This window comes from Betaproteobacteria bacterium, assembly GCA_016709965.1.
Lineage (GTDB): Bacteria > Pseudomonadota > Gammaproteobacteria > Burkholderiales > Rhodocyclaceae > Azonexus > Azonexus amarohabitans.
Genome location: JADJLT010000006.1, coordinates 541,396 through 567,852 on the forward strand (window position 1 = coordinate 541,396; position 26,457 = coordinate 567,852).

The window sequence follows — 26,457 nt, forward strand, 5'->3', positions numbered from 1 at the left end:
TAAGGTGAGCAGCGTCCCAGGTTGGCTGAGCTTCGTCACGGCAATCGGTTGGGGTCAGGGAACAACCGCGAGAAAGAGAAAAGCCGCGAAAATCACCAGATGCACCGTGCCATGTAGTACCGTGGCCCGGCCGCCAGCCAGTGTAATGGCACTGGTCAGCAATGTGAGAAATAACAAGACGATTTCCTTGGATGGCAAGCCAAGGACCAGCGGCAGTTTGAGATAAATGGAGACTACTGCGACGCTGGGGATCGTCAGCCCAATGGTGGCCAGCGCCGAGCCGAGCGCCAGATTCAGGCTCGTTTGCATCCGGTTGCGCAGCGCGGCGCGCAGGGCCGCCCAGGTTTCCGGCAGGAGAACGAGCAGGGCGATAGCAACGCCGACCACGGCAGCCGGGGCAGCTGCTGCCTCGACGGCATGCTGGATGACGGGCGACAATTTCTTGGCCAGGCCAACGACCGCGAGCAGTGCGATGCCAAGCATGCCAAGGCTGAGCAGGGCGCCGGCAGTTCCGATGATTGCCGGATGCTCATCGTCGCCGTCCGTAGTGACGGGCAGGAAGAACTCGCGATGGCGAACGGTTTGCACGAAGACGAACACGCCGTATAGGATGAGCGACATTAGCCCGGCAAAGGCCAGTTGCGAGGGGGAGTAGGTTGGCTCGCTGGTGGTTGTCGTGAATTTCGGCAAGACCAGCGTCAGGGTGGTCAGCGCGGTCAGCACAGACAGCGCTGAGCCGGCACCTTCGACCCGGAAGGTAATGATGCGATGGCGCATGGCGCCGGCCAGCAGGCAGAGGCCGACGACACCATTACAGATGATCATGACGGTGGCAAATACTGTATCGCGCGCCAGTTCGCTGGGCGCGCCGCTGCCGGAAAGCATCATCGAGACGATCAGCGATACCTCAATGACGGTCACCGCCAGTGCCAGAACCAGCGTGCCAAAAGGTTCGCCAATACGGTGGGCGATCACCTCGGCATGGAACACGGCAACCATGACTGCCGAAATCAGTCCGATGGATATAGCGGCTAACCAAGGCCATTCCGATGGCACCAGGTCACCGGAAATCAACAAGGAGCCTGCCAGCAAAGGCGTGGCGATACTCCACAGTGGCAGGCCGAGTATGGATGGGAAGCGGGGCATGGTGGGCATGCCCGGATTATAATGCGGCCTCATTCAAAGCTCGGCGCAACGCATGGATCTCCTCGCCCAATTTATCGATATCGTTCTCCACCTCGACAAGCATCTGGCCATCATGGTCCAGCAGTACGGCTTGTGGATTTACGGCATCCTCTTCTTCATCATTTTTGCCGAAACCGGTTTTGTCGTGACGCCCTTCCTGCCCGGCGATTCGCTACTTTTCGTGGCCGGTGCGCTGGCCGCGATTGGTGAGGGCGGCATGGATATTTTGACGCTGATCGGCGTGCTGGCCGCCGCGGCAGTGCTCGGCAATACGGTCAATTACCAGATTGGCCGCTTTCTCGGTCCGAAGGTGTTCCAGTGGGAAAACTCGCGCTTCTTCAACAAGGATGCGCTGGTCAAGACCCACGCTTTTTATGAGAAACATGGCGGCAAGACGCTGGTGCTGTCGCGGTTTTTGCCGTTGTTTCGTACTTTCGCACCATTTGTGGCCGGCATTGGGTCGATGAGTCTTGTCCGCTTCACGATATTCAACCTGATCGGCGCGCTGGCCTGGGTGGTGTCGCTGTGCCTGGCCGGTTACTGGCTGGGCAACATGCCCTGGGTTAAGGCAAATTTGTCGGTGATCATCGTCGGCATCGTGGCATTTTCGCTGGTTCCAATCGGCATCGGTTACGTCAAGAGCAAGGCTGCCTGATGCGCTGGCTGGCCGTCATCCTCGCTGTGATGCTGACAGCCTGTGCGACCAAGCTGGGCAAGGACGGGCGGACGGATACCACGGTCGACCCGAAATATTTGCTGAAATCGGAAGTCGACCGCATTGCCGATACCAATCGTGCCGAGGTGGTGGGTGGCCTGCTGCTGATTGCCGACAAGCTCTACAAGCGCAATCCCAAGGAGTGGAAAAAGGGCGGCGCCGTCAGTCGCGAAGCGGCGGTCGAGCGTTTGCGCCAGCGCCAGCATCGCAGCTGGCCGGAATTCAGCGGCCAGCGCGAGGGGGCGGTCGCGTCGCTGGCCTTTGCCGAGGTTTATAGCGGTGACCGTGTCGCGGCCTTGGTTTTCGGGCTGCTGAGCATGGTCGACGCGGCGTTCGAGCATAAGGAGGAGTTCTACATTCTCGACAGCCTGAACGAAATGAAGCTGTACAACAGCGCCCGCAACATGGATGTCGCGGTCTGGAAGCTAGGCCATGACCGCAATGCGGCGGGCGAGTTGTTCCTGCTCTCGAACGAGCTGGACCCGGTCAACCGCAACCTGTCCTACGAGCGCGAATTCGGTCGCGTCATGGGCTTGCTCGATTTTATGGCCAAGGTCGTTGCAGACCGCAATGGCCGCACGTTTTCACGCCTGAGCCAGTCCGTGGTCAGCGCAGTCTTTTTACCAGTGGGTTTTTTGAAATGAAGAATATCGTCATCCTGATTTCCGGTCGTGGCAGCAACATGGAGGCGTTGCTCGCCGCCCGTGAAGCCGGAAATCTTCCCGTCAATGTTGCTGCAGTGATCAGTAACCGGCCTGATGCAGATGGTCTGGAGACCGCGGCCCGGTATGGGATCGTCACGCATTACATCGACCACAAGGCGTTCAAGGGACGCGAGGCGTTCGACGACCGACTCGCGGAGTGCATCGACACCTTTGCGCCTGATCTGGTCGTCCTCGCCGGCTTCATGCGCATCCTGACCGACGGCTTTGTCCGTCACTATGAAGGTCGGCTGATCAACATCCATCCGTCGCTGCTGCCTTCCTTCCCCGGCCTGCATACCCACCAGCGCGCGCTGGAAGAGGGGGTGCGCATTCATGGCTGTACGGTGCATTTCGTCACGCCGACGCTCGATCATGGGCCGGTCATCATTCAGGCGGCCATTCCGGTGCTCGATGGCGATACCGAGGCGAGCCTGGCGGCCCGAATTCTGGTGCAGGAGCACAAGATCTATCCGCAAGCCGTCCGCTGGTTTGCTGAAGACAAGCTGACGCTGGACAACGGCCGTGTGCGGCTGGCGGCCGAGCTGGCCGACAGTGCCGTGCTGATTTCGCCCGAGCTTCGCTAAGCCGGTCATGCCGCTTGCCTTTGCACTCGCGCTCGCTGCATCGCTCGGCATTCATATTGCAGCTCTGTTCGGCACCGATGTCGAACTGTTTGGCGGTGTCGATGAGCCGGTACCCTTGCGCGCCGAGTTGCAGCCACCGCCGCCGGCCGCACCAGTAGCTGCGCCAAAGCCAGTCGAGAAAAAGCTGGCTGCCCAGCCGCGCCCGAAGCCGCCAAAGCCGAGACGTCTGGCCAGCAAGCAGCCGTTGCCCAGCGCCGCGCAGGTGCTGCCGGTCGCGCCGATGGAAAAACCTTCGGAAAAAGCGCCGGAATTGCCGTCGACCGTGGCAGTCGCGCCGCCAGTCGCACCGCCGCCGGCCAAACCGCAGTTGCCATCCAAAGGCACCATGCGCTTCGTTATTTATTACGGCACGCAAGGATTCGAGATCGGGCGGGCTGAACACAATTGGGAATTCACCGAGGACGGCCATTATCGGCTGCGCGGCATGACCCGGACCAGCGGGCTCGCGGCGCTGATCAAGCCGCTGGTTTTCGAAAATGAAAGTAGCGGCCGGCTGGTTGCCGGCGGCCTGCAGCCTGAGCAATACCGCACGCGCAAGAACGGCAAGGATGCCAATGAAAATGCCGATTTCGACTGGTCGGCCAGTGAAGTCCATCTGTCGCGTGGCGCTGCGACCCAGCCGATCAGTCTGGGTTCGCAGGATATTCTGTCACTGAACTATCAGCTGGCTTACCTGAAAAAGCCAGAAATGGGCGCCCGGGTTGGCGTCGTCACTGGCAAAAAATACGACCGCTTTGCCCTCGATTCGCTGGGTGAAGAAGAAATCGACATCGCCGCCGGCCATTTCCGCACCCTGCATCTGCGCGCCATCGGCGATACCGTCACCGAAATCTGGATTGCGCTCGATCGCCACCGCTTGCCGGTTAAAATCCGCTACACCGATAAAAAAGGCGACATCTTCGAGCAAGTCGCTACCGAAATAGGATCTCAATGAAAGCCCGCTTCACCCTTGCCCTGTTTGCCCATGCCGAAGCCGTCCTCGGCCAGTTGCTGCGCTTCGATTACCCGGCCGATGCCGTTGTGTCCCGCTATTTTCGCGAGCATCGCCAGCTCGGTCATGCCGATCGGGCCTTCGTTGCCGAAACTGTGTTCGCCGTGCTGCGCCGCGGTCGCAGTCTGGAAGCGCGTTGCGCCGGTAAATTGTCCGATCGTCGTCGCCTGCTGGCGGCATTGGCCGTGACCCGTGGCTGGAGCCAGCGCGAACTGGCGCCGGTACTCAAGGCCAGTGAAGAAGAATGGCTGGCCGCCGCCAAGGCAATGCCGGAGGCCGATTTTCCGCCCGCCGTCCGCTGCGACCTGCCGGATTGGCTGTACAACCGCCTGGAGGCGCAGTTTGGCGCCGATGAAACGCTGGCCCTGGCCCATGCCCTCAACCAGCCGGCGCCGCTTGATCTGCGCGTGAATACCCTGAAGGCCAATCGCGATGAGGTGCTGGCCAAACTGGCTGAAGACGGTATCGCCGCCATGCCCGGCCCGCTGTCGCCGATTGCCGTGCGCCTGCGCGACAAGCCGGCGCTGGCCAAGCATCCGCTATTCATCGAAGGTGCCGTCGAGGTACAGGACGAAGGTAGCCAGCTGCTCGGTTTCCTGCTCGAACCGAAGCGTGGCGAAATGGTCGTCGATTTCTGCGCCGGTGCCGGCGGCAAAACGCTGCTGCTCGGCGCGCTGATGCGCAATACCGGCCGCCTCTACGCCTACGATGTCTCCGACAAGCGCCTCGCCAATCTCAAGCCGCGCCTGGCTCGCTCCGGCTTGTCCAACGTTCATCCGGCCCGCATCGAGCATGAACGCGATACCAAGATCAAGCGGCTGTCCGGCAAGGCCGATCGCGTGCTGGTCGATGCGCCGTGTTCCGGTCTTGGCACCCTGCGTCGTAATCCGGACCTTAAATGGCGGCAGGACGAGGCGTCGGTCGCCGAACTGACCGTCAAGCAGGCATCGATCCTCGACGCCGCATCCACCATGGTTCGCCCCGGCGGTCGTCTGGTTTATGCCACTTGCAGCCTGTTGACCGCAGAAAACGACGACATCGTCGCCGCTTTCCTTGCGAAGCATCCTGATTTCACGCTGATACCCGCCGCCACTATTCTCGCCAAGCAGGGCATTGCTTTTGACGGCGACACGCTGCGCCTGTTGCCTAATCTGCACAACACCGATGGCTTCTTTGCCGCTGCGCTGGAACGCAAGGCATGAGTGAGAAGAGCCAGGCCCTGCGCCTGATCACTGACCTGCTGGCAGATTTCAACGATTCAAGTTTCGTCTGGCAGGCGGTCGCCCTCGTGGTATGCCTCGGAATGTCCTTCCTGATCGCCCGCTGGTGGCGGGGGCGCCATCTGGAAGGTGCCGGTCGATTGTCCGACGCCAGTTCCCGTCTCGCTTTTCCGCTGACTGGCATGGTACTGACCGGCATCGCCATTGCGACGCTGGGTTCGGTCATTCACGTCAATCTGCTCAAGCTGGCCATGCCGCTGCTCGGTTCAATGGCACTGGTGCGCAGCGTGATTTTCGTGCTCCGTCAGGCTTTCCCGCGGGCCACCTGGCTGACTGCCTGGGAGCGCATCATCGCCGCGACCGTCTGGGGCTGGCTGGCGCTCTACATCACCGATCTGGCGCCGTATGTCATCGACGCCATGGAGCAGATCGAGTTTCACATCGGCAAGCAGCATATCGACCTGTGGACCATCCTGCGCGGCATTGCCACCATCTTCCTGACTGTCGTTTTTGCGCTGTGGGTGGCGGGCATCATCGAAGGCCGGCTAATGCGTCTGCACACGCTCGATGCCAATCTGCGCATCGTGGGTATCCGCGTCGCCAAGGCCGGTTTGACCGTGGTTGCCATCCTGACCAGCATGGCGCTGGTCGGCATCGACATGACGGCACTGTCGGTCTTTACCGGCGCCCTGGGTGTCGGCCTCGGCTTTGGCCTGCAAAAGATCGCCAGCAATTATGTGTCCGGTTTCATCATCCTGCTCGACCGTTCCATCCGCATCGGCAATATCGTGCAGGTTGGTACCGATAGCGGGGAAGTGACTGAGATCACCACGCGCTACACGGTGCTCAAGCATCCCGGTGGTACCGAATTCATTGTGCCGAACGAAACGCTGATCAGCACGACCGTGCAGAACCAGACCTTGTCCAATGCGCAGCTGCGCCTGAGCACAACGGTTGGCGTGGCCTACGACAGCGATCTCGAGCTGGTCGTACGACTGATGCTGGAAGCCGCGACGTCGCACGAGCGGGTGCTGGCTGAGCCGCAACCCAAGGTTTTCCTGACCCAGTTTGGCGATAGCAGCATCAATCTCGATCTGGGTTTCTGGATCGGTGATCCGGAAGGCGGGAAGGCCAACATCGTATCCGACGTCAATTTTTCGATCTGGCGAGCTTTCAAGGAAAACGGTGTCAGCATTCCGTTCCCGCAGCGCGAAGTGCGCATTCTGAACGAGGTTGGGCCACCGGCCGCCAGCGCATGAAAAATGGCGCGGAAGCCCCGCGCCATTTTTTCAATTTTCCGGTTTTTTTCCGGTTGACCGCGGCACCAGTCTCTTGCCGCTGCAACCGCCGAATACTTAGCTGCTGAGCAGCATCTGCCGTTCGAAGGCGCGCATCAGGCGTTCCTTGCGCTGCCGGTCAAAGGCTTTGCTGGCGTGTGCAATGCGCTGACCCAGCTTGTCGAGCTTGAAAAACTTCTTGACCCTGCGCTTCGTTTTTTCCATCGTGGCTTCTCCTTTTCGGGTTAGGACGAATTCACTTTATCGAGCGCGGATGGCCATGTCTGTGTGCGTCGTTTGTGGTCTTTGTAACGAATTCTGACATCGTGCAGAACGGCGCCGTAGCCTGTTTCCAGGCATCCGAGAGGGAGTAAACATCGCTTGCTTCCAGCTACTGCTCGCCGCCGGTGAGCAGCTTGATGGTTTTCACGATCATTTGCCGCCAGCGCAGCAAAAAATCAGTAAGTCTGGATGGAGTGGTTCAGCCGCGACTTTCAGGCAATCGTGCCGAGGAGGATGCCCTGCCGGCGCAGGTCGTCGAGTAGCGCCGCACCGTGGGCCAGCAATTGCGCGGGGTCGGGGTGCTGCAGTTCGGTGCCAATCTGGCGGATGGCGGCCTCGCCGCTGGTCGGGGCGGTGGCGAGCAGGGTCAGCAGGCGGCCGGTAACGGCATTGATCTGGCTGAATTGCACGTCGTCATTGGCATCGCGATGGACGACAAGGTAAGTGGGTTGTGGCTTACGTGGCCGGTAATCCGGCCCGATGCGATGCACCGGCCAACTGTAGGCGAGGTTGAAAAGGGCCGGGTTGAGGGCAACCGGGTTGGCCAGGAGATCACCCGCCGGGTCGTGCGCCGGGAGCGGGGTGTCCATGATGTCGGCAGCCAGTTCGGCCCATTCATAATGCGCCAGTTCAGCCAGCCAGGCGGGGAGTGCTTGGCGGATCTCGGCTTCGGCCAGATAGCGGACGAATTCGCGCGGAATCTCGCGAAACCACGGCGTATGCAGCGGCCAGTCGCGGTAAAAGGTGCGGCACAGTCGCCGCCAGCGCTTTTTGCCCAGCATTTTCTGGCTGACCGGGAAACAGCGGTCAATAAAGCCGCAGATGTTGTTGAACAACAGCTCGTTGTACACGGCCATGCGCCCGGCCGGTATGCCGTCCGGACGTGGGGTGTGATGCGGATCGCGCAGGTGGAGGGCGAAGGCGCGCTGGAATTGTTGAAAATCGGGCTGGGTATCGGCGGTCATCAGGCAGCCTTGCGCTGCCCGGCGGCAGCCTGCAATCGGGTAATGTGTTCGATTTCCGCGGTCAACCGGGAAAATTCTGGAAAATTGAAATCCCGTTCCAGACAGGTCGGCACCTCGCCACCAATCCGCACAAAAGCTGCTTCGAGCAATGACCATACCGGATCGATGACTTCTGCGCCGTGGGTGTCGATGTGCAGGCCATTCGGTTCGACAAAATGGCCGGCGATATGGACGTAGCAGGTGCGCTCCAGTGGCAGCGCGTGCAGGAAATTCAGCGCGTCAAAGCCGAAATTTTGGCTATTCACATAGATATTATTGACGTCGAGATGCAGCAGGCAATCCGCTTCGCGGACGATGCTGGAAATAAACTCGGCCTCGCTCATTTCAGCGCCCGGTGGCGCCACGTAGGTCGAAGCGTTCTCGATACCGATGCGTTGGCCGAGGATGTCCTGCGCTCGCTGAATGCGCTCGACCGTCCAGCGCACGGCTTGTTCAGTCAGCGGAATTGGCAGCAGGTCATAGAGGTGGTTTTCATCGGCGGACCACGACAGGTGTTCGGTGTACAGCCCGATGCCGTGCTCGGTCATGAAGCTTTTAATGCGGCGGAGCAATGCTGCATCCAGTGGGCCAGGGCCGCCGAGTGACAGCGACAGGCCATGGCAGACAAAAGGGTAGCGCTCAGTGAATTGGCGTAGCTCTCTGGCGGATCGTCCACCCATGCCTGCCCAGTTTTCGGGTGCAATTTCGAAGAAGCGGATGGCATCAGGTACCCCGGCATTGAGCGGGGCGATCAGTTCGCGGCGAAAGCCCAGACCGGCGCCGTGCGCATGACGTGGCTGCATGCGAATCCTCCAGGTGGGATAGCGGGCGGGGAGAGCCCCGCACCGCAACCGGTTGGCTTACTTATGGCTATCCATCGTCTTGTTGGCGCCACAGTTGGCTTCAGCGGCCTTCTTGCTGGCGCCGCAGTTGGCATCCATTTTTTTCTCTTTCATCGCCTTGGCTTCAGCCGCCTTCTTCTCGGCGCCACACGAGGCTTCCATCTTTTTGCTGGCGCCGCAATTGGCATCTTTCATCTTGGTATCGGCTTCGGCCAGTTGATAGCCGACTTCCAGCTTCGTTGCGCCAAACGGGTTTTCGGCAGCGTGGGCAAGCGGGCTGAGGGCGATGGCAGCAAAGGCTGAGCCGACGGCCAGGGATGCGATATTTTGTTTTTTCATGATTTTCTCCGTTGTGATTGAGGTGTCTGAATTAGTCGGAATGACTCATCCATGAGCCCGTAACCTGACGCATGAACGCGAACTGCTTTTCAGCCCGTCGGCAACCGGCACAAAACGCCAGGTGAAAGCGGAACTGCAGGCGCTCCCAACGGCTGAGCTTGCGTTCCAGTTGTATCGAGGCGAGGCGGGTTGCTTCCTTGCAGCTGATCATTTCAATTCCTGTCTTTCGTCGTGGGCTTTGGGGCCTGATCAATTAGTCGCAACGGTCATCAAAATCTTACAAATATTTTTTACAGTATGATCCACAACGAGCAAAACATATTGAGCCGACATGCCCCTGGATCCCCTGCGCGACCCCGATTTTCTCACAAGCCTGCGGCGAGACATGCTGCGCTTCGCCGAGTTGCAACTGCGCGATCGTGCCCAGGCCGAGGATGCGGTGCAGGAAGCGCTGACCGGCGCCCTGTTGGGAAAGGAAAAGTTTGCCTCGCGGGCCTCGCTGCGCACCTGGGTGCTCTCCATCCTTAAAAACAAAATCATCGATGTACTGCGCCGCAAGGTGCGCGAGAATGCGACGGTCAACCCGGAAAATGACGACGATTTGAATGCTTTTTTCGACGACCGAGAGCACTGGGCCGAAGATACCCGCCCGTCAGAATGGCAGACGCCGCAGCAAGCCATGGAAAGCAAACAATTCTGGGAAGTGTTTGAGGCCTGCCTCTACCGCCTGCCCGATGCCAGTGCTCGAATTTTCACCTTGCGCGAAGTACTCGGCTTCGATACTGACGAAATCTGCCAGACCATGGCCATTACAGCCAGCAACTGTTTTGTCCAGCTACACCGTGCCCGCCTGTCCCTGCGTGCGTGCCTGGGCGCCAACTGGTTTGGCGAAGCCGCGTGAAGCGTTCGGGCATCAGGTTATAAATCGAACGATCAAGCTCAAGCCACTGGCAATCAGCAGGGTGTTAAGCAGGCGAAAAAGTTGTTCCCGACTCATCCGCAAATCGACGCGGTGTCCAAGATAGACACCGAGCGCCATCGCCGGCACGAACGCCATGGCCGACATCAATAACTTGAAATCCATCAGGCCGATGGCAATGCAGAGAACAATGCGCCATCCGGTCGATAGCGCAATGAGTACTGCCTGCGTGGCACGAAATGCCTCCCGCTTTTCCAGATTGCGTTCGAGATAAGCAGCATAAACAAATCCGCCGCTGCCGAACAGGCCACCCAATACCCCACCGAATATGCCGTAGGCCAATGCCGGGTAGCGGGCTTTCCGGGGCGCGTCTGCCTTGCTCATGAAGCCGCGCAGGCCTTGTATGACAATAAAAACACCCAGTGCGACAGCCATTATCGCCGCTGGTAGCCTGGCCAGAACAGCAACACCCAACAACTGACCAAGCAACATGCCGGGAAAAAGTTGTCGGAACGCGCCCCATGCGACCGCTCGTCGAGCGCTGTAACCGCGTAGCGACGATCCGCTGAAATCCAGCAAAGCCAGTATCGGAATCACCCGAGAGACGGGCATGATCAACGCCAGCGGGCTGCTTGCTATCAAAGCTGAGCCGAAACCAACCAAAGTGAAAATCGCATAGGCAGCGGTGACCATCACCACCGCGAACAGAAGGTAAGCCGGATTTTCTGCGATGCCTGGCAGGGATAAGAAATCGTTCATGAATGATCTCGATGGACTGAAATATTTCATTCTGAAAGCCCATCCGCTATAAAACAAATATCAAAATATTTGGTGATACATTCATAAAAAGCATGGCTAGCCTGAAGCAGATCCGCTATTTTCTGACCGTGTCAGACCTCGGGAGCATTACCCATGCCGCCGCCACCCTGTTTGTCGCCCAGCCGGCTTTAAGTCGGCAAATTGGCTTGCTGGAAAAGGAACTCGGCTTTCTGCTCTTTGAACGGGAAGCACGAGGCGTGCGTTTGACCCTGGCCGGGAAAGGTTACCGTGACCGAGTCATGGCGGTTGAGAATCTGCTCAGTGCGGCTGCCGACGAAGGGCTCCAACTGGCGCGCGGGGAGTCTGGCGTATTGCGGCTTCTGCATTCCAGCTCGATTCCTGCCGGTAGCTTGATGCCGGCGATTCATCAGTTTTTGGATGAGTCACCGAATGCACGCATTGATCTGGACCGCATTTCTTCCGAAATTCAAGTTACCGAAGTCGCTGGTGGCAAGGCTGACCTCGGTATCGTCCGCCTTCCTGTCCTGCGGCGTGATCCGGCAGTCACATTTATCGAATTGGTTGATGAGCCGTTGTGGGTAGCTATGCCTTCCAATCACGCACTGGCGAGCAGGGAAAGTCTGACCTTGGCCGAGTTGCAGCAAACACCATTTGTCTCAGCGGTACATCGTGAACGAGGAGGTCTGGCCAGATTGGTCACTGATTTGTGCCTGCGTCGCGGGTTTGTGCCAAATCTGGCACGGGTTATTTCAAGAAAAACGTCCATGCTTGATCTGGTGGCAGCTGGTTTGGGTATTGCAGTTGTTCCTCGGCGCATGACGACAATGGCTGTTGATGGCCTGACTTACCGGCCACTCAGTGATGACGACGCCTGTGCGAGAAGTGCGCTGGTCTTACCACTCCAGGCAAGCCCGCTGGCCCGGCGTTTTGCTGAAATCGTCGCACAAAAAAAGACCCCGCCACTTGGGGCGGGGTAACAGGGATATCTCGAATCGGGGGGTATTCGAGAGGAGGGCAAATCGGTTCAGCGTTTGTGGCGCTTTTTCAGAATCTGGCGAGCGACAACGATCAGCGCGCCTGCAGCTACGGCGGTGACTGCAGCCTTGAGCGGTTCTGCCTGACCTTCGGATAGCCAGTCAAATCCCGTGATGCCAATAAAGACACCGAGCGACTCGCTGATCGGCAGGTTGTCCGCAAAGGCCATTAACGATCCTGACGGGCAGGGATCACATCCAGCGCGGGCTGGACGGCGGCTATCTCGAAGAGATACTGGCGCGTTGCTTCGATAAATTGTTTGATATTCATTTTGATGATTTCCTTTTCGTCCTCTTGGTGGGCTTCGTTTTCTTCCATGCCTCGCATTTTAGGCGGGGCAGGGCAGACCGTCTGTTGCGCGAGCGTTGGCTGGTAGTAACAGGCTTTGATCTTCTGTAACGCTGTGTAACCTTTGCCGAAGCCCTATTGGCGGGTTTTCCAGGTCAGCGTAAAGCGGGCGCCACCGAGTGGCGAGGCGTCGGCGGTGGCGGTGCCGCCTTGCAGTTCGAGGACACGGCGGGCAATGGCCAGCCCGAGTCCGTAACCGCCCGTCGAGCGGTCGCGGGAGCGATCCAGGCGGGTGAAGGCCGAGAAGATATGCTCGCGCTCTTCTGCTGGAATGCCAATGCCGTCGTCGTCAACATTGATACGTATCTGGTCGCGGATGATTTCTGCGTTAATGGAAATTCGCTTGCTGGCGTATTTGAAGGCATTCCGCAGCAGGTTGCGCAAGGCGTATGGCATGGCTTTGCGATCGAGGTCTACGCAGAAATTTTCCGGTAGATTTTCAGTGTCGACCGTCACGTCAAGCTGACGGCCCAGCAGGCGTACGGAATTGACTTCGTCGGTCAGCCATTCGGCAAATTTGACACTGGAGAAATGCGCTTCGGGTGCTTCACGTTCAAATCGGGCGTAGGTCAGGCTGGTGTCGATGAGTTGGTCGAGTTCGTCGAGATCGGCTTCCATCATGGCCCATAGCCGTTCACCTTCTGCCCGTTCGTCGGTTTCCGAAAGCATTTCCAGCGCGAATCGCATGCGGGCGATGGGGGTACGCAATTCGTGCGAAATACCGCAAGAGAGTTCGCGATGGGTGGCCAGCAACTGGCGGATACGTTCCGCCATGCTGTTCATGGTGTCGGAGAGCGGCGCGAAAAGCTGGGTTCGGGCAGTCGGCGAGCGCGCCTCAAAATTGCCGTCACCGAGGTCAAGTGCGGTCTGGCGCAAGGCTTCGAGGTCGCGCCAAATGGGTCGGACCCAGAACCAAAGCGCGATTGCAAAAATGAGGCCGATCAGGCTCCAGGTCAGCAGTCGCAAGCGCAGTTCAAGTGGCAGGCGATCCTTGAGTTCCGGGTTGCGGTTCGAGGCAAGCGGGCCGACGACCAGAACCTGACTGGAGGTGCCAAGGCGGTGGTACATGATATCGCCGTCATGGTCGATGGCGATATCGCCGGCATCAAGCTTGACCACTTGGCTGGGCGTCAGCGTATGGTCGAGCGTCATGCGTTCGACGATACCTAGCCGATAGGAGAACTTTTCGTCGATATCCTTGAGTTTTTTCTGCCATTCGCGCCGTGGCTGGCGAAAAAGCTCGTCTTCGATGATGGTGATCGTGCCCCGCATGAAACGTCGGGCGTAGTCGTCGGTAATGCCCCGCTGGGCGGTCGAAATGACGAAATCGGCGGTGAAGGCGATGGCGACAAACGAGCCCATGGCCAACAGATAGAAATTGAAAAACAGCTTCGACAGGCTGTAGCGGCTACCCCTCCAGCGCGGCAGGGAGACCCGGAACAGCGAGCGGGCGAGACCCTGACTTTGTGCCTTCGGGCTTTCGTCAGTGGCTTGTGGATCAGTTCCAGTCATGCTTGCTGAAAAGATAGCCTTTTCCGCGTACGGTCTTGATGCGCGTCGGATTTTCCGGGTCGTCGTTCAGTTTCTTGCGCAAGCGGGAAATTCGCGCATCGATAGAGCGATCAAGACCGTCAAAGCCGATGCCGCGCAGCTCCTGTAGCAGGTCGTCGCGCGAGAGCACATTGCCGGCATGGGAGGCGAGCAGCCATAGCAGGTCGAATTCGGCGGTGGTCAGGTCGATCGTGTGGCCAGTCAGCGACGCAGTGCGGGTCGACTGGCTGATCTTGAACTGACCGAAGACCATGCTTTCCGATTCGCCATTGTTTGCATCGCTGGCGGTGGGCAGACGTCGCAGCAGGGCCTTGATGCGGGCGAGCAGGACACGCGGCTGAACCGGCTTGGCGATGTAGTCGTCAGCACCCATTTCAAGACCGAGAATCTGGTCGAAATCTTCGTCGCGGGCGGTCAGCATCAGGATCACGCCGCGATATTGCGAGCGCACTGCGCGACAAACTTCGAAGCCGTCCTTGCCGGGCAGCATGACATCGAGCATGACCAGATCGGGCTGTTCGGCCAGAATTCGCGCCTCGGCGGTATCGCCGCGTGGCTCGATGCTGACCTCCATGTCGTTCTTGGTGAGATATTCAGCCGTCAGTTCGGCCAGGCGTTCGTCGTCTTCGACAAGCAGTATGCGTGTGTTCATTCGCTAATCTTAACGACCTGTCGGGCGGCGGTCCACTTTCCCGTGCCTGCAGGGGAATTTCCACGGTCAACCGGAAAAAATGAGCAAATTTCAACACTGGCCAGTGATCGCTTAGAATTCCAGTTGATCGTCTATTTGGGATGTCTTGATGAATTGGTCGAAAGTGCCCGTCCGGGCTTGGTTTGCTAGCTTGGCGCTGGGTTGTCTCGGCTTGGTGGCGGTTGGTATGGAATTGCAAACGCTGCTGCATCTGGCACCGTGCCCACTCTGTATTTTTCAGCGCCTGCTTTACATCCTCATCGGCGTTATTGGCTTGCTGGGATTTGCCCTGCCAGCCGGCAGGATGCTGTGGGCTTCGTTGGCTGGCAGCTTGGGCGTGCTGGGGTTTGGCGTTGCCGCCTATCAGACATGGATGCAGGCGTATCCAGAACTGGCGCCGGAATGCAGCTTTACTGACCCCAATCTGATCGAACGTTTGGTCGACTGGTTGGGCATGCAGATGCCGTCGATGTTTCTGGCTACTGGATTCTGTGCCAGCCGCGACTGGGAGATGTTCGGTCTGTCGATGGCCAACTGGTCAGTGCTGATTTTTGCCGGCATCGTGGTTTATGCCGCAATGCTCTTCATGCAAAAACGCCAGGCATAAAAAACAAAACCCGCCGGAAGGCGGGTTTGTCGAATGCCGGAGAAGCCGAATTACTTCAGCTTGACTTCCTTGTAAGCAACGTGCTTACGAGCCTTCGGGTCGTACTTCATGAACTCCAGTTTCGCAGGCGTCGTGCGCTTGTTCTTGGAGGTGGTATAGAAGTGACCGGTGCCAGCTGTAGATTCCAGCTTGATTTTTTCGCGACCGCCTTTAGCCATTTTATTATTCCTTCTTTATTAGACTTCGCCGCGAGCACGCAGGTCGGCCAGAACGGCATCGATGCCATTCTTGTCGATCAGGCGCAGACCGGCGTTGGAAACGCGCAGGCGCAGGAAGCGGTTTTCAGATTCGACCCAAAAACGACGGTACTGCAAGTTCGGCAGGAAGCGGCGTTTGGTTCTATTGTTGGCATGGGAAACAGTGTTCCCAACCATCGGGCCTTTACCCGTTACTTGGCAGACTCGCGCCATGATGGTGCTCCAGAATTCGCTAGAAGAGAGCCCACAAGTATAACCAAAAGTACTGAGTCGTTTCAAGGGGTTTTATGAATTTTATAGCAAACCCCGTTCAGCAAAGGACAGTGGCGGGGTGTTGCCGGCGACGATGAAGTGGTCGAGAACCTTGACGTCGACCATGGCCAACGCCTCTTTCAGTGAGCGGGTGAGCATTTCGTCGGCGCGCGAGGGTTCGGCTATGCCGGACGGGTGATTGTGGGCCAGAATGACGGCAGCGGCATTGTTGGCGAGCGCTGCCTTGACTACTTCACGCGGGTAAACAGAGGTTTGCGTCAGCGTACCGCTGAATAATTCTTCGGCTTTCAACAGATGGTTTTGCGCATCCAGCCACAAGGCCATGAATACTTCGTGGCCACGGTTGGCCAGCTTCAAGCGCAGCCAGTCACGCACCTTGCCGGGTGAAGTGAAGCTGTCGCGAGTGGCCATGTCCTGTGAGAGTGCTCGTCGGGCAAGTTCGAAACTGGCTTTCAACTGAGCGGCCTTGGCCATGCCGATGCCGGAAACGCTGGCCAGTTCGTCGAGCGAGGCTTCGGCCAGTGTGCCGAGCTGGCCGTCGAAGCGATGTAGCAGATCGCGGGCAAGATCGACGGCACTTTTGCCTCGTACACCTACTCGCAAATAAATAGCCAGCAGTTCAGCATCGGAGAGCGCTTCCGGGCCGTGTGCCAGCAGTCGTTCGCGAGGTCGCTCGCCTTCCGGCCAGTCGGTAATCGCCATATTCTTTCCAGTAGAATGTGCGGACACCAATTCTAATGGCAAGACAATGGAATTACAGGGAAAACGCATCGTTCTCGGCGTGACCGGCGGTATCGCGGCCTACAAGGCGGCTGAACTGGTCCGCTTGTTGGGTAAACAGGGGGCGGATGTGCAAGTGGCCATGACTGAGGGGGCCACCCATTTCGTGACAGCGACCACCTTTCAGGCACTCTCCGGCAAACCGGTCTACATGGATCAGTGGGATGCACGGATGCCCAACGCCATGGCACATATTGATTTGTCGCGCCAGGCCGACCTGATTCTGGTAGCGCCGGCTTCGGCGGATTTCCTGGCGCGAATCACGCACGGCATGGCTGATGATCTTCTGGCCACCATGGTACTGGCCCGTGACTGCCCGTTGCTGGTGGCGCCGGCAATGAACCGCCAGATGTGGGAAAACCCGGCCACACAGCGCAACATCAATCAGTTGCAGGCCGATAGCGTGCGCATTCTTGGCCCGGCCAGCGGCGAGCAGGCTTGCGGCGAAATCGGTGCCGGCCGCATGCAGGAACCGGCGGAAATCCTCGAAGCAGTGATTGCGTTTTTTACGCCCAAGGTGCTGACCGGCAAGAGGGTCTTGATCACTGCCGGGCCAACTTTCGAGGCCATCGATCCAGTGCGGGGCATTACCAATCTTTCCTCCGGTCGCATGGGCTATGCGGTTGCACGCGCGGCGAGGCAGGCCGGAGCAGAGGTGACGCTGGTTTCCGGCCCGGTAGGATTGTCTGTGCCGCTAGGGGTCGACTGCATCAATGTACGGAGTGCGCTCGATATGCATGCCGCGGTAATGGCGCAGGCGACAGATTCTGATGTTTTCATTGGTGTCGCAGCGGTGGCTGATTATCGCGTTGCCAATGCGGCCGAACACAAGCTGAAAAAAGATACTGGTGGCATTCAGCCGATCGAGCTGATCGAAAATCCGGACATTCTGGCTGAAGTAGCTGCGCTGTCGGACGCGCCGTTTTGCGTTGGTTTCGCCGCTGAGAGCCGCAATCTGGAAGAATATGCGCAGGCCAAGCGGCGCAAGAAGAATATCCCGCTGATCGCCGGCAACCTGATTCAGGATGGGTTTGGCGGCGACGACAATCGTCTGGTGCTGTTCGATGATGCTGGCGTGCATCCGCTGAACCCGGCGCCGAAATCGGTGTTGGCGCGCCAGCTAATTGAACATATTGCGATCTTGATTGGAAAAAACTGATGCATCGTATCGACGCAAAAATTCTCGATAACCGTCTGCGTGACAACCCACCAAATTACGCGACGCCGGGTTCAGCCGGGCTGGATTTGCGCGCCTGCATTGAGGCGCCGTTGCATGTGGCGCCCGGGCAAACAACACTGGTACCAACCGGCATGGCGATTCACTTGGCTGATCCGGGGCTGGCCGCGATGATCCTGCCGCGCTCAGGGCTCGGCCACAAACACGGCATTGTGCTGGGCAATCTGGTCGGTTTGATTGACAGCGACTATCAAGGGGAATTGATGGTGTCGGTGTGGAACCGTGGCAGCGTCGGCTTTACCTTGAATCCACTGGATCGCATTGCGCAACTGGTCGTGGTGCCGGTGTCGCAGGTGGGGTTCAATATTGTCGATGACTTCGATGCCAGCCATCGCGGCGAGGGTGGTTTCGGCAGCACCGGCAAGGCATGAGGTAATTTGTCGATTGAGATTGAGGGGCTGCAGCGCCCCTCAATCTCGTTTATCAGTGCTCAAAATGGTAATAATGCTTGTTTAGCCAAGCAGCAACGTTCCCTTCGTCTTCCGGAAACCAGCCGGCATTCACTGACGAATTGCAGGATGAGACACGCTGCAGCAGTTCCAGCTTGTCGGACAGCATCCTCCCGTCACGGCTGTACATCTTGCTGCCATCGCCGCCATACATTCTGATGTGACAACCGGTGCAGGCTTTGTCGTGCATGGCTTTGCCCGCTTGCAGGTCGACGGTGCCCCAAGGCTCTTCGGCCCATGCGCCAGTGCTTAAAACAGCGAGTATCGTCAAGATTTTCTGATTCATGTTGTCTCCTGTCATGTGCTTGGTCTCATTCAGAAGCCAGCAGCTTCTGCTTCCAGATAAGCGAGACTGACGTATTTGCCGATATTGGTTTCGAATCCCTTGGTGTCACGTGCCCGGCTGGCCACGCGAGGATCTTTCAGGACCAGCGCCTTGGCCGCTTCTAGCCCCATTCCATCCTTGACGGCTTGCTCGCATGAACGATAGATACCTTCGAAGAGCGCCCGGTTCCATTGCAATACGTTGGCGCTTGGCTCGCCATGGCCCGGTAGCCATATTGTGCTGTCTGTCTTTTCCAGAGCGTCATAGGCTTTCAGCGTTCCAATATAGGAGCCATCATCCATGTTGGCGATACGTCGATCCATAGCGACATCGCCCACCAGGGTTACTTTATCCTCGATGACTTCGACACAAAGATCGAATGGCGTATGTACCGTGCCGAGTTGGTGCACGCGCAGGGTTACGTCGCCAAATTTGAGCTCGGCGCCGTTTTCCAGTGGCTGGTTAGGCGGGACAACGCGGGTGCCGATGGTTGCCTGGTTGGTCCATTGCTCCATGAGCGTCCGCCACATGTTGCCCTGAACCCCCTGAATTGCCTTGATGGTGCCCGGGTGCGAATAGAGCGGCAGGCTGCTCCCGTAAGCGTCGACGTAAGCATGATTCCCCAGCCAGTGGTCGCCGTGATAGTGGGTATTGATGATCGCAATCACTGGTTTGTTGAAATGCTTTTTGACTTGGCGGATTGCCATTTCACCAATCTGCACCGATGCCCCCGAATCGACGACAACCAGGCCTTTGGCGGTATCGACGAAAGTGATGTTGCACATCATTCCCTGGTTTTCAGGAGTGGGGAAACCGTCCGGGGAAAAGATCATCCACACGTGTTTGGATATCTGGCGCAGCGGGTGATCCTTGACTGCAGGACCTCGTACAAAATCATCCATTTCCTTGGCAAAGGCGCTGATCGTTTGCCAGGGGGTAAATTCAACGGCGCTCAAGGCGCCAAAGGCAACCGAATTCTGTATAAAGCGGCGACGGTTCATGGGTGTCTCCTTTGTCTTTTTTCGAGATGGGTTATAGGCGCCATACTACGTTCGCGTCGCCCCTTCATTGAAAGTGTAGCGTAAGCGAATTACTATTTAATAATGTATCGATCTTGTACATGAAAGGGGAGACCGTTGAGACAAAAAATAAGTTTTCTGCTGGCTGGAAGCATGCTGGCGCTCCTGATCTCGACACAGGGGAGGGCTGAAGAAAAAGCTGATCTGGCCCGCGCTGAGGAAATTGTTTCCGGGCGTTGCTTTCTCTGCCATGGACTGGAAGGAGAGTCGGCCAGCCCGGTTTTTCCACGCTTGGCTGGCCAGCACGCAGATTACATCGCGAAGCAATTGGCAGATTTCAAGTCGGGCAAACGGAACAGCGATACGATGAAACCGCAGGCTGAAGAATTGACACCTGCCGAGATGAAGTCGCTGGGTGCCTTCTTCCAGTCAAAAGTGGTGGGTCCGCGTCCGGCCAGAGATCCGGAACTTCTGGCGGTCGGCAAATACATTTTCAGTCGCGGCAACCAGTTCACCGGCTTGCCGGCTTGCTCGACCTGTCATGGTGTCAAGGGGCTTGGCACGCCGCAATTGCCACGTCTGGCCGGACAACACCCGCGCTATATCGAGGATCAGCTAAAGCAGTTCAACAAGCGCGAACGGACCAACGATAACGCGGTCATGCATACCATCGCCTCCAAGTTATCGGAGCTTGAGACGCATGCGGTGGCGGAATACATTTCGACGCTGGATTAATAACGAAATGCCGAATGTCAAAAGGCCGCCAGTTTGGCGGCCTTTTGATTTGAGAAGGGGCTTATTCGTCGTAAATCCAGGCTGTCACACCGCCTTGTGCTGCGATCAGATTTGAATCATGGTCCGATCACCAACACGTCGGCGCCCGGGAATTATCAGTCGATGATTTCCGGATGTTTTTCCAGGAACTCGCTACGCTTGCTGCGATTGATTACCGCGCCGGAAATGTAGGAGTAACCTTTTTTTTGCCACATGGCGAGATCAGTCATGGCGGCAGGAACGACAGTCACCAGATCATAGAAGTCGCTAGGCTTGTACCCCCGAAACTTCGCGGCGTTGCGGCAAACGCGTAGCGTTACCCCTTGGTCCGTCAGCAATTTAAGTCGATCATAGATATCGGGATAAGCGGCTCGATTCAGACGTGACAGCATATGTAACTCATTGCCATGGGCCACCATGACGATATGCGATTGCTTGATATCACCAAACTCCTTCAGGCCGCTCAATTGATTATTGATATAACCCAGTGCCTGATACAAATCTTCCGGTTTTTCAAAATTGAATTGATAAACGGTTTTTTGTCCGCCCAGCGGTGAATCATCGAACTTTGAAGGGGCATCCGGGCCCGCCCATGCGACTGTTGCACAGAGCAGCAAACTACCAAGCAATTTTCTAAACATGAGGCTCTCCTAGAATTGGTTTTCAGCTCGGCTTTTGTCCGCCATAAGATATCGAGCTACGAAAATTTCGTGATGTACAACAAACACCCTTATGCGGTGGTCAAGCGGTGGTTGATTTTTCTACAACTGAATGGCTATTGCGCGCGAATGCTGTGCATTCGCCGTCTTTATTCACCCCGTGGGGATATCGAGAATTCTTTTACCTCCGGCATTTCCAGAAGTTTCTGGGAAAGAGGGTGGAAGCGCTCCTTGAGCACTGTTTTCACAGTCATCTGGTATTCGAACAATTTGCCTTCACCAATCAGTGCGTAGGTGATGCCGGAGACTGAATAGCCCAAATTGATAATCAGCGTCTGTAGCGCACTATCTGAAATGACCTCATCTCGGGAAAAACGTACTTGCAGATGCGCATAGTTTTCCGTTGAAATTCGACTTTCGATGAGCCGGAAAACATAGTTGATGTTGAGCGTAGCGAAGGTCGATGCAGCCGCTGCGACAAAGTAGCCCATGCCGATCATGATGCCAATCGCGGAAATCATCCAGATGGATGCAGCGGTCGTCAAACCACGAATTGCCGGCCCATCCTTGATAATCGCGCCAGCGCCAAGAAAACCGATGCCGGTCATGACCCCTTGGGCCATTCGGGTAGGATCCAGAAATATGCCAGGATGATCAATGCCGGCAATGTGTGTCGGCTGAAACTCGGCCAGCAGCATCAGGAGGCAACCGGAAACGCACACCAGGGTATGCTCCCGGAATCCAGCCGAGCGTCCGTGATAACTTCGCTCAATGCCGACAATCCCCCCTGCGAATAGCGCCAGCGATAGCCTGAGGATGGTGCTGACAAACTCGTGATCGAACATCTCCCACCTCATTTTTTTCGTTATTTATCCAAAGCATAACGTTTTGTCTGCATGAATGCAGCAGAACAACTTGCAAACAGTGTGCGGCAGGAGTTCGGTCGTGTGGCTGAATGAAATCAGGGCGAAAAAAAGCCGCGTGAGCGGCTTTTGCGAGATGCTCTCAGCCCATCAGGTCAGCATATCGGCCCAGATGTTCTTGGCCCAGCCGAGGGCGACCTTGGCTTCCAGTTCGTTGCGGGCAGCCGATACGCCACCGGCGCCTTTGACCGGTTGCACAGTCTTGGTGGCGGCGTCGTAATGGTGCACGGACGCCACGTGGATCACATTCTTGGCGTCGACAAAGCTGTAACAGGTGTTCATCAGCATTGGCTCCGGATTGGGCTCCAGGCCTGACAACAGGTTGAGGATTGCAGCGGCGGCGAGCTTGCCGTGCTGGTTCGCCATGTGGCCGGATTTTGGCATGGTCGGCGCCGGGAATACGGCATCGCCCAGCACGTGAACGCCTGGCGTGTTGGTCGATTCCATCGTCAGCCAGTTGATATCCACCCAACGGTTGTTGATCAGCTTCAATCCGGATTGGGTCGAGATGTTGCCTGCGCGTTGTGGCGGGATGACGTTCAGTACATCGGCCTTGAACTTATCGAATTCCATGATCGCGGTATTGGTCGCGACATCGACGTCCTTGACCTCGCTGTTATTGCGGTATTCGAGGATGCCACTGTAAAGATCCTTCCAGGCCTTGGTGAAAAGGCCCTTCTTGGAGGTGACATCTTCGTTGGCGTCGAGAATGACCACTTTGGATTTTGGCTTGTTTTTCTTGAAGTAATCGGCCACCAGACTGGCGCGCTCGTAGGGGCCTGGCGGGCAGCGGTAGGGGGCACGGGGGATGGCGATGGCGTAGGTGCCGCCGTCCTTCATCGATTCCAGCTGTTTGCGCAGGGCGATGGTTTGCGCGCCGGCTTTCCAGGCGTGGAGAATCTTGGACTGCGCGTCTGCGTTATTCAGATTGGGAATCTGGTCGAACATGAAATCAACGCCGGGTGACAGAACCAGGCGGTCGTAGCTCATCGTGCCGCCGGACTTTAGGGAAATCGAGCGTTTTTCCGGGTTGACCGCAGTAACCTCATCCTGAACGATGCGGACGCCCCATTTGCTCTTCAGACCGTCGTAACTGACGGTGATGTCTTCCATGGTCTTCAGACCGCCGATCACCAGGTTGGAAATCGGGCAGGAAATGAAGGTGGGATTGCGTTCGATCAATGTGACCTGCACGCCGCCCTCGCTCCACATGCGCAGGTATTTGGCAATGGTAGCGCCGCCGTAGCCGCCACCAACGACGACCACATGGCCGCTGGCCTTGCCGCCGCCGGCACAGCCGTAAAGCGTGGCCATTGCGCCGGCTGCCGCACCAATTTTCAGGAAATCGCGTCTTTTCATCAGCATCATGGTCGTCTCCCCTTATTTTTGTGCGGCGAAATAGCCGGCAATCAGATCAAGTTGGCCATCGGTGTAGCCTTTCGAGATCTGGTGCATGACCGAAGCGGGCTTGTCGCCGCTCTTGAATTCGGCCAGTTTTTGCAGAATTTTGGCCTTCTCCATGCCGGCCAGTGCGTCCATGCCGGAGCCTTTGACGGCGTTGCCGTTGGTCCCGTGACAGTTGGCGCAGGTCGCTGCAAGGTTGCGTGCCAAGTAAGGATCAGCTGCCTGCGAAGCGCTGGCCGAGGCCAGCAGACAAAGGGCTACCAAGGGGGAAAACAGTTTCATCGAGACACCTCCTCTAATGGTTTTCGATAGGTCATATCGCCGAATTTATGTGTCATGTTTTGTGTCGGCTTGGCTTCAAGGTTATAGACCTTTGGCGCAAATTGCATGCTGCAACGCAACAATATTAGTAGTTGACGATATAAGTATGTAGTTATAGATTGAAGATTGATTGAAATCAAAAAACAACAATGGACGAGACACTGGAAGTCTTCGAGCAGGTGGCGCATTACTTCGGATTGCTGGCTGATCCGACGCGTTTGCGCATCCTTTCCTGCCTGTGTGCTGACGAGCGTCCCGTACATGAGGTTGTGGAAAAGATTGGACTGACACAGGCCAATATCTCGCGGCATCTGAACATTCTCTATCGTGCAGGCATGGTTGATCGTCGGCGTGAAGGAAGTTCCGTGATGTACCGCGTCATTGATCCAAATTTTGTCGACATCTGTCGCGTGGTCAGCATCACGGTGGCCAGCCGCGATCTGGGTGATCAGCTTGGTGTGTCGGCGGTGAATTTCAGTACTGACGTTTAATAATCGGAGGGGATTATTCGTATGGGCGATATCGTCAATCAACCGGGGCGTCTGCGGCCCGCACCGGAGAACTTCCTGTCGGAAGATCAGGTCAAGGCCGTCGCTGCCGGCCGGCGTGATTTTCTGCGCAAGAGCCTGCTGGCAGCCGGCGCAGCAATGGCTGCACCGATAGCCGGGCGGGCGGCTGAAGGCGACCCTAATATTCTGCAAAATCCGCCATGGACGACCTCGCTCGGACAGCCGGTGGCCACCAACCCGTATGGCGTGCCGTCCAAGTACGAAAGCCAGTTGGTGCGTCGTGAATCGCCCGGTCTGGCCCGCGTTGGCGGCGCATCTGTGTCGTTCTGCCCGTTGCAGGGGCTGTTCGGCATCATCACGCCGTCCGGCCTGCATTTCGAACGCCATCACCAGGGCTGGCATGACATCGATCCTTCCAGACATCGCCTGATGATCAACGGTTCCGATGATTCCTTGATCAAGAAGGCCAAGGTTTACACGATGGATGAATTGATGCGCCTGCCCTCGGCGTCGCGTATTCATTTCATCGAATGCGGCGCCAATACGGGGCTGGAGTGGGGCAATGTCGCCGTGCCGACCGTGCAATACACCCATGGCATGCTGTCGTGTTCGGAATTCACTGGCGTGCCGTTGAAATATCTGCTCGACGACTGTGGGGTCGATTACAAGAAGGCGCGCTACGTGCTGGCTGAAGGGGCTGATGGTTCCTCAATGACGCGCACCATTCCCATGGAAATGGTCGAGTCCGGCGAAGTGATGGTCGCCTACGGCCAGAACGGCGAAATGCTGCGCCCGGAAAACGGCTACCCGCTGCGCCTGGTGGTGCCGGGCGTGCAGGGCGTGTCGTGGGTCAAGTGGCTGCGTCGCATCGAAGTCGGTGACAAGCCCTACGCGACCAAGGACGAGGCGGTGCATTACATCGACCTCCTGCCGAGCGGCCTGCATCGCCAGTACAGCTCGATTCAGGAAGCCAAGTCAGTAATTACCACGCCGTCTGGTGGCCAGACGCTGCTCGACAAGGGCTTCTACAATGTTTCTGGCCTTGCCTGGTCCGGCCGCGGCAAGATCAAGCAGGTCGATGTTTCGTTCGACGGCGGCATCAACTGGCAGACGGCGCGCCTCGAAGGGCCGATTCAGAACAAGGCGCTGACCCGTTTCAACACCAACTGGGTGTGGGACGGCAAACCAGCCATCCTGCAATCGCGGGCGATGGACGAAACCGGTTTTGTCCAGCCGAGCTACGGCCAGTTGCGCAAGGTGCGCGGCACCAAGTCGATCTATCACAACAACGCCATTCAATCCTGGAAGGTTATCGAAAGCGGGGAGGTCAGCAATGTTCAGGTTCTCTAAACCGCTTTTCGTTTTTGCCCTTTTTTCCGCGTCGACCGCAGCATTCGCCTTTGAGAACTATCAGGGCGTCGGTCGCCCGGCGACGCCGGCTGAAGTGAAGGCTTGGGACATCGATGTCCGTCCGGACTTCAAGGGATTGCCCAAGGGATCGGGCTCGGTGGATCAAGGCCAGACCTTGTTCGAGGAAAAGTGTGCTACGTGCCACGGTACCTTCGGCGAGTCGAACGAAGTATTCACCCCGTTGGTTGGTGGTACTTCCAAGGACGATATGACCACTGGTCGCGTCAAGGGGCTGTCTTCCGGTGAACTGCCGCAACGTACTACCTTCACCAAGGTGGCAACGATTTCGACGGTCTTTGACTACATCCAGCGTGCCATGCCGTGGACGGCACCAAAGTCGCTGAAGCCGAACGACGTTTACGCCATTCTGGCCTATCTGCTGAACCTGTCGGAAATGGTGCCGGCTGACTTCGTACTGTCCGACAAAAATATCGGTGACGTCCAGAAGCTGTTACCCAACCGTAACGGCATGACCACCGACCATGGCCTGTGGCCGGGCGCTTCGGCAGCCAAGGGCGGGATCGGTAACGGTGGCAAGCCGGATACGCAGAACAAGGCCTGCATGAAGAATTGCAAGCCCGAAGTGCTGATCGGCTCGACCTTGCCGGAGTATGCCCGCACGGCGCATGGCGAATTGCGCGACCAGAATCGTTCGTTCGGCCCGGTTCGTGGAACCCAGACACTCGGCCCCGAAGCCGCCAAGAAGGCGGCCGATGCCGGTACCCTTGAACTGGCGACCAAGAGCGGTTGCATGGCCTGTCATGGTGTCAAGAGCAAGATCGTCGGTCCCGGCTACAACGAAGTTTTTACGCGCTACAAGGGGCAGACAGATGCCGAGTCACGGCTCATTGCAAAGGTCAAGGCTGGCGGGCAGGGCGTCTGGGGTTCGGTCCCGATGCCACCCAACAGTCATGTGAAAGACGAGGATTTGAAAACACTGGTTCAGTGGATTCTGTCCGGTTCCAAGTAATTCCAATTTCTAC

General features: G+C 57.5%; 35 protein-coding genes. 15 read left to right on the forward strand and 20 right to left on the reverse strand.

The window, feature by feature from the left end; genetic code table 11:
- Positions 1-54 precede the first annotated feature (54 nt).
- Positions 55-1,146: an ionic transporter y4hA gene (locus IPJ12_17065; protein ID MBK7648806.1), complete on the reverse strand. Its 1,092-nt coding sequence runs from the start codon at positions 1,144-1,146 to the stop codon at positions 55-57.
- Positions 1,147-1,198: 52 nt separating this feature from the next.
- On the opposite strand from IPJ12_17065, the gene IPJ12_17070 reads away from it, so the two are divergent.
- From IPJ12_17070 to IPJ12_17095, 6 genes are read left to right on the forward strand one after another with little or no spacing between them, the layout of a single operon-like run.
- Complete coding sequence (locus tag IPJ12_17070; protein MBK7648807.1) at positions 1,199-1,840, forward strand: DedA family protein; 642 nt, start codon at positions 1,199-1,201, stop codon at positions 1,838-1,840.
- Entirely contained in the window at positions 1,840-2,544 is a 705-nt protein-coding gene (locus tag IPJ12_17075) for a hypothetical protein (GenBank protein ID MBK7648808.1), read from the forward strand. Before IPJ12_17070 ends, IPJ12_17075 begins: the two co-directional genes overlap by 1 nt.
- Positions 2,541-3,188, forward strand: coding sequence for a phosphoribosylglycinamide formyltransferase (locus IPJ12_17080; GenBank protein ID MBK7648809.1), 648 nt, complete (start codon positions 2,541-2,543; stop codon positions 3,186-3,188). The genes IPJ12_17075 and IPJ12_17080 overlap by 4 nt, the downstream gene beginning before the upstream one ends.
- Before the next feature lie 7 nt (positions 3,189-3,195).
- Positions 3,196-4,182: a DUF3108 domain-containing protein gene (locus IPJ12_17085; GenBank protein ID MBK7648810.1), complete on the forward strand. Its 987-nt coding sequence runs from the start codon at positions 3,196-3,198 to the stop codon at positions 4,180-4,182.
- On the forward strand, positions 4,179-5,441 hold the full coding sequence (locus tag IPJ12_17090) for an RsmB/NOP family class I SAM-dependent RNA methyltransferase (GenBank protein MBK7648811.1): 1,263 nt from the start codon (positions 4,179-4,181) through the stop codon (positions 5,439-5,441). Before IPJ12_17085 ends, IPJ12_17090 begins: the two co-directional genes overlap by 4 nt.
- Positions 5,438-6,718: a mechanosensitive ion channel gene (locus IPJ12_17095; GenBank protein MBK7648812.1), complete on the forward strand. Its 1,281-nt coding sequence runs from the start codon at positions 5,438-5,440 to the stop codon at positions 6,716-6,718. The genes IPJ12_17090 and IPJ12_17095 overlap by 4 nt, the downstream gene beginning before the upstream one ends.
- Positions 6,719-6,814: 96 nt before the next feature.
- Here the strand turns inward: IPJ12_17095 and IPJ12_17100 are convergent, their stop codons facing one another.
- From IPJ12_17100 to IPJ12_17120, 5 genes are all read right to left on the reverse strand, one after another.
- The gene (locus tag IPJ12_17100) at positions 6,815-6,961 is read right to left on the reverse strand and encodes a hypothetical protein (protein ID MBK7648813.1); all 147 of its coding nucleotides are present in this window, start codon (positions 6,959-6,961) and stop codon (positions 6,815-6,817) included.
- Positions 6,962-7,230: 269 nt separating this feature from the next.
- Positions 7,231-7,983 carry a putative DNA-binding domain-containing protein gene (locus IPJ12_17105; GenBank protein MBK7648814.1) on the reverse strand — a complete coding sequence of 251 codons (753 nt, stop codon included), beginning with the start codon at positions 7,981-7,983 and terminating at the stop codon, positions 7,231-7,233.
- A complete protein-coding gene (locus IPJ12_17110) occupies positions 7,983-8,825 on the reverse strand; it encodes a DUF692 domain-containing protein (GenBank protein ID MBK7648815.1) in 843 nt (280 codons plus the stop codon). The genes IPJ12_17105 and IPJ12_17110 overlap by 1 nt, the downstream gene beginning before the upstream one ends.
- 57 nt (positions 8,826-8,882) lie before the next feature.
- Positions 8,883-9,203 (reverse strand): hypothetical protein, encoded by a 321-nt coding sequence (locus IPJ12_17115; GenBank protein ID MBK7648816.1) that lies wholly within the window; start codon positions 9,201-9,203, stop codon positions 8,883-8,885.
- 31 nt (positions 9,204-9,234) lie between these two features.
- On the reverse strand, positions 9,235-9,414 hold the full coding sequence (locus tag IPJ12_17120) for a zf-HC2 domain-containing protein (GenBank protein ID MBK7648817.1): 180 nt from the start codon (positions 9,412-9,414) through the stop codon (positions 9,235-9,237).
- 120 nt (positions 9,415-9,534) lie between these two features.
- On the opposite strand from IPJ12_17120, the gene IPJ12_17125 reads away from it, so the two are divergent.
- Positions 9,535-10,104, forward strand: a complete 570-nt coding sequence (locus tag IPJ12_17125) for a sigma-70 family RNA polymerase sigma factor (GenBank protein MBK7648818.1) — start codon at positions 9,535-9,537, stop codon at positions 10,102-10,104.
- 12 nt (positions 10,105-10,116) lie between these two features.
- Here IPJ12_17125 and IPJ12_17130 read toward each other — a convergent pair whose 3' ends face one another.
- Positions 10,117-10,881, reverse strand: a complete 765-nt coding sequence (locus tag IPJ12_17130; protein ID MBK7648819.1) for a sulfite exporter TauE/SafE family protein — start codon at positions 10,879-10,881, stop codon at positions 10,117-10,119.
- Positions 10,882-10,973: 92 nt separating this feature from the next.
- On the opposite strand from IPJ12_17130, the gene IPJ12_17135 reads away from it, so the two are divergent.
- Entirely contained in the window at positions 10,974-11,879 is a 906-nt protein-coding gene (locus IPJ12_17135) for a LysR family transcriptional regulator (protein ID MBK7648820.1), read from the forward strand.
- Positions 11,880-11,926: 47 nt separating this feature from the next.
- Here IPJ12_17135 and IPJ12_17140 read toward each other — a convergent pair whose 3' ends face one another.
- From IPJ12_17140 to IPJ12_17155, 4 genes are all read right to left on the reverse strand, one after another.
- The gene (locus IPJ12_17140) at positions 11,927-12,106 is read right to left on the reverse strand and encodes a hypothetical protein (protein ID MBK7648821.1); all 180 of its coding nucleotides are present in this window, start codon (positions 12,104-12,106) and stop codon (positions 11,927-11,929) included.
- On the reverse strand, positions 12,106-12,255 hold the full coding sequence (locus IPJ12_17145; GenBank protein MBK7648822.1) for a hypothetical protein: 150 nt from the start codon (positions 12,253-12,255) through the stop codon (positions 12,106-12,108). The genes IPJ12_17140 and IPJ12_17145 overlap by 1 nt, the downstream gene beginning before the upstream one ends.
- Before the next feature lie 105 nt (positions 12,256-12,360).
- The gene (locus IPJ12_17150) at positions 12,361-13,797 is read right to left on the reverse strand and encodes an ATP-binding protein (protein MBK7648823.1); all 1,437 of its coding nucleotides are present in this window, start codon (positions 13,795-13,797) and stop codon (positions 12,361-12,363) included.
- Positions 13,784-14,488, reverse strand: a complete 705-nt coding sequence (locus tag IPJ12_17155) for a winged helix-turn-helix domain-containing protein (protein MBK7648824.1) — start codon at positions 14,486-14,488, stop codon at positions 13,784-13,786. Before IPJ12_17155 ends, IPJ12_17150 begins: the two co-directional genes overlap by 14 nt.
- A 148-nt stretch (positions 14,489-14,636) precedes the next feature.
- Between IPJ12_17155 and IPJ12_17160 the strand changes: the two genes are divergently transcribed.
- Complete coding sequence (locus IPJ12_17160; protein ID MBK7648825.1) at positions 14,637-15,134, forward strand: disulfide bond formation protein B; 498 nt, start codon at positions 14,637-14,639, stop codon at positions 15,132-15,134.
- A gap of 50 nt (positions 15,135-15,184) precedes the next feature.
- Here IPJ12_17160 and rpmG read toward each other — a convergent pair whose 3' ends face one another.
- The 3 genes from rpmG to radC form a co-directional block, all read right to left on the reverse strand.
- Positions 15,185-15,352: a 50S ribosomal protein L33 gene (gene rpmG / locus IPJ12_17165; protein MBK7648826.1), complete on the reverse strand. Its 168-nt coding sequence runs from the start codon at positions 15,350-15,352 to the stop codon at positions 15,185-15,187.
- 18 nt (positions 15,353-15,370) lie between these two features.
- A complete protein-coding gene (rpmB, locus tag IPJ12_17170; GenBank protein ID MBK7648827.1) occupies positions 15,371-15,604 on the reverse strand; it encodes a 50S ribosomal protein L28 in 234 nt (77 codons plus the stop codon).
- Between the two features lie 81 nt (positions 15,605-15,685).
- On the reverse strand, positions 15,686-16,366 hold the full coding sequence (gene radC / locus IPJ12_17175) for a DNA repair protein RadC (protein ID MBK7648828.1): 681 nt from the start codon (positions 16,364-16,366) through the stop codon (positions 15,686-15,688).
- 46 nt (positions 16,367-16,412) lie between these two features.
- Between radC and coaBC the strand changes: the two genes are divergently transcribed.
- Positions 16,413-17,603 carry a bifunctional phosphopantothenoylcysteine decarboxylase/phosphopantothenate--cysteine ligase CoaBC gene (gene coaBC / locus IPJ12_17180; protein ID MBK7648829.1) on the forward strand — a complete coding sequence of 397 codons (1,191 nt, stop codon included), beginning with the start codon at positions 16,413-16,415 and terminating at the stop codon, positions 17,601-17,603.
- On the forward strand, positions 17,603-18,052 hold the full coding sequence (gene dut, locus IPJ12_17185; GenBank protein MBK7648830.1) for a dUTP diphosphatase: 450 nt from the start codon (positions 17,603-17,605) through the stop codon (positions 18,050-18,052). Before coaBC ends, dut begins: the two co-directional genes overlap by 1 nt.
- A gap of 52 nt (positions 18,053-18,104) precedes the next feature.
- Here the strand turns inward: dut and IPJ12_17190 are convergent, their stop codons facing one another.
- Together IPJ12_17190 and IPJ12_17195 are read right to left on the reverse strand one after the other, a co-directional pair.
- Positions 18,105-18,416, reverse strand: a complete 312-nt coding sequence (locus tag IPJ12_17190) for a cytochrome c (GenBank protein ID MBK7648831.1) — start codon at positions 18,414-18,416, stop codon at positions 18,105-18,107.
- Between the two features lie 29 nt (positions 18,417-18,445).
- On the reverse strand, positions 18,446-19,456 hold the full coding sequence (locus tag IPJ12_17195; protein ID MBK7648832.1) for an MBL fold metallo-hydrolase: 1,011 nt from the start codon (positions 19,454-19,456) through the stop codon (positions 18,446-18,448).
- 171 nt (positions 19,457-19,627) lie between these two features.
- On the opposite strand from IPJ12_17195, the gene IPJ12_17200 reads away from it, so the two are divergent.
- Complete coding sequence (locus IPJ12_17200; GenBank protein ID MBK7648833.1) at positions 19,628-20,209, forward strand: cytochrome c4; 582 nt, start codon at positions 19,628-19,630, stop codon at positions 20,207-20,209.
- A gap of 155 nt (positions 20,210-20,364) precedes the next feature.
- Here the strand turns inward: IPJ12_17200 and IPJ12_17205 are convergent, their stop codons facing one another.
- The 4 genes from IPJ12_17205 to IPJ12_17220 form a co-directional block, all read right to left on the reverse strand.
- Complete coding sequence (locus tag IPJ12_17205; protein MBK7648834.1) at positions 20,365-20,889, reverse strand: DsrE family protein; 525 nt, start codon at positions 20,887-20,889, stop codon at positions 20,365-20,367.
- A 167-nt stretch (positions 20,890-21,056) separates the two neighbouring features.
- The gene (locus IPJ12_17210) at positions 21,057-21,752 is read right to left on the reverse strand and encodes an MgtC/SapB family protein (GenBank protein ID MBK7648835.1); all 696 of its coding nucleotides are present in this window, start codon (positions 21,750-21,752) and stop codon (positions 21,057-21,059) included.
- Between the two features lie 168 nt (positions 21,753-21,920).
- Positions 21,921-23,195, reverse strand: a complete 1,275-nt coding sequence (locus tag IPJ12_17215) for an FCSD flavin-binding domain-containing protein (GenBank protein ID MBK7648836.1) — start codon at positions 23,193-23,195, stop codon at positions 21,921-21,923.
- Positions 23,196-23,210: 15 nt separating this feature from the next.
- The gene (locus tag IPJ12_17220) at positions 23,211-23,516 is read right to left on the reverse strand and encodes a c-type cytochrome (GenBank protein ID MBK7648837.1); all 306 of its coding nucleotides are present in this window, start codon (positions 23,514-23,516) and stop codon (positions 23,211-23,213) included.
- 188 nt (positions 23,517-23,704) lie between these two features.
- Here IPJ12_17220 and IPJ12_17225 point away from each other — a divergent pair, with 188 nt between their 5' ends.
- Genes IPJ12_17225 through IPJ12_17235 form a run of 3 tightly spaced genes read left to right on the forward strand, consistent with a single transcriptional unit; the run spans position 23,705 to position 26,444 of the window.
- Entirely contained in the window at positions 23,705-24,046 is a 342-nt protein-coding gene (locus IPJ12_17225; protein MBK7648838.1) for a helix-turn-helix transcriptional regulator, read from the forward strand.
- A gap of 21 nt (positions 24,047-24,067) precedes the next feature.
- A complete protein-coding gene (gene soxC, locus IPJ12_17230; GenBank protein MBK7648839.1) occupies positions 24,068-25,414 on the forward strand; it encodes a sulfite dehydrogenase in 1,347 nt (448 codons plus the stop codon).
- Entirely contained in the window at positions 25,398-26,444 is a 1,047-nt protein-coding gene (locus tag IPJ12_17235) for a c-type cytochrome (protein MBK7648840.1), read from the forward strand. The genes soxC and IPJ12_17235 overlap by 17 nt, the downstream gene beginning before the upstream one ends.
- Positions 26,445-26,457: the final 13 nt, after the last annotated feature.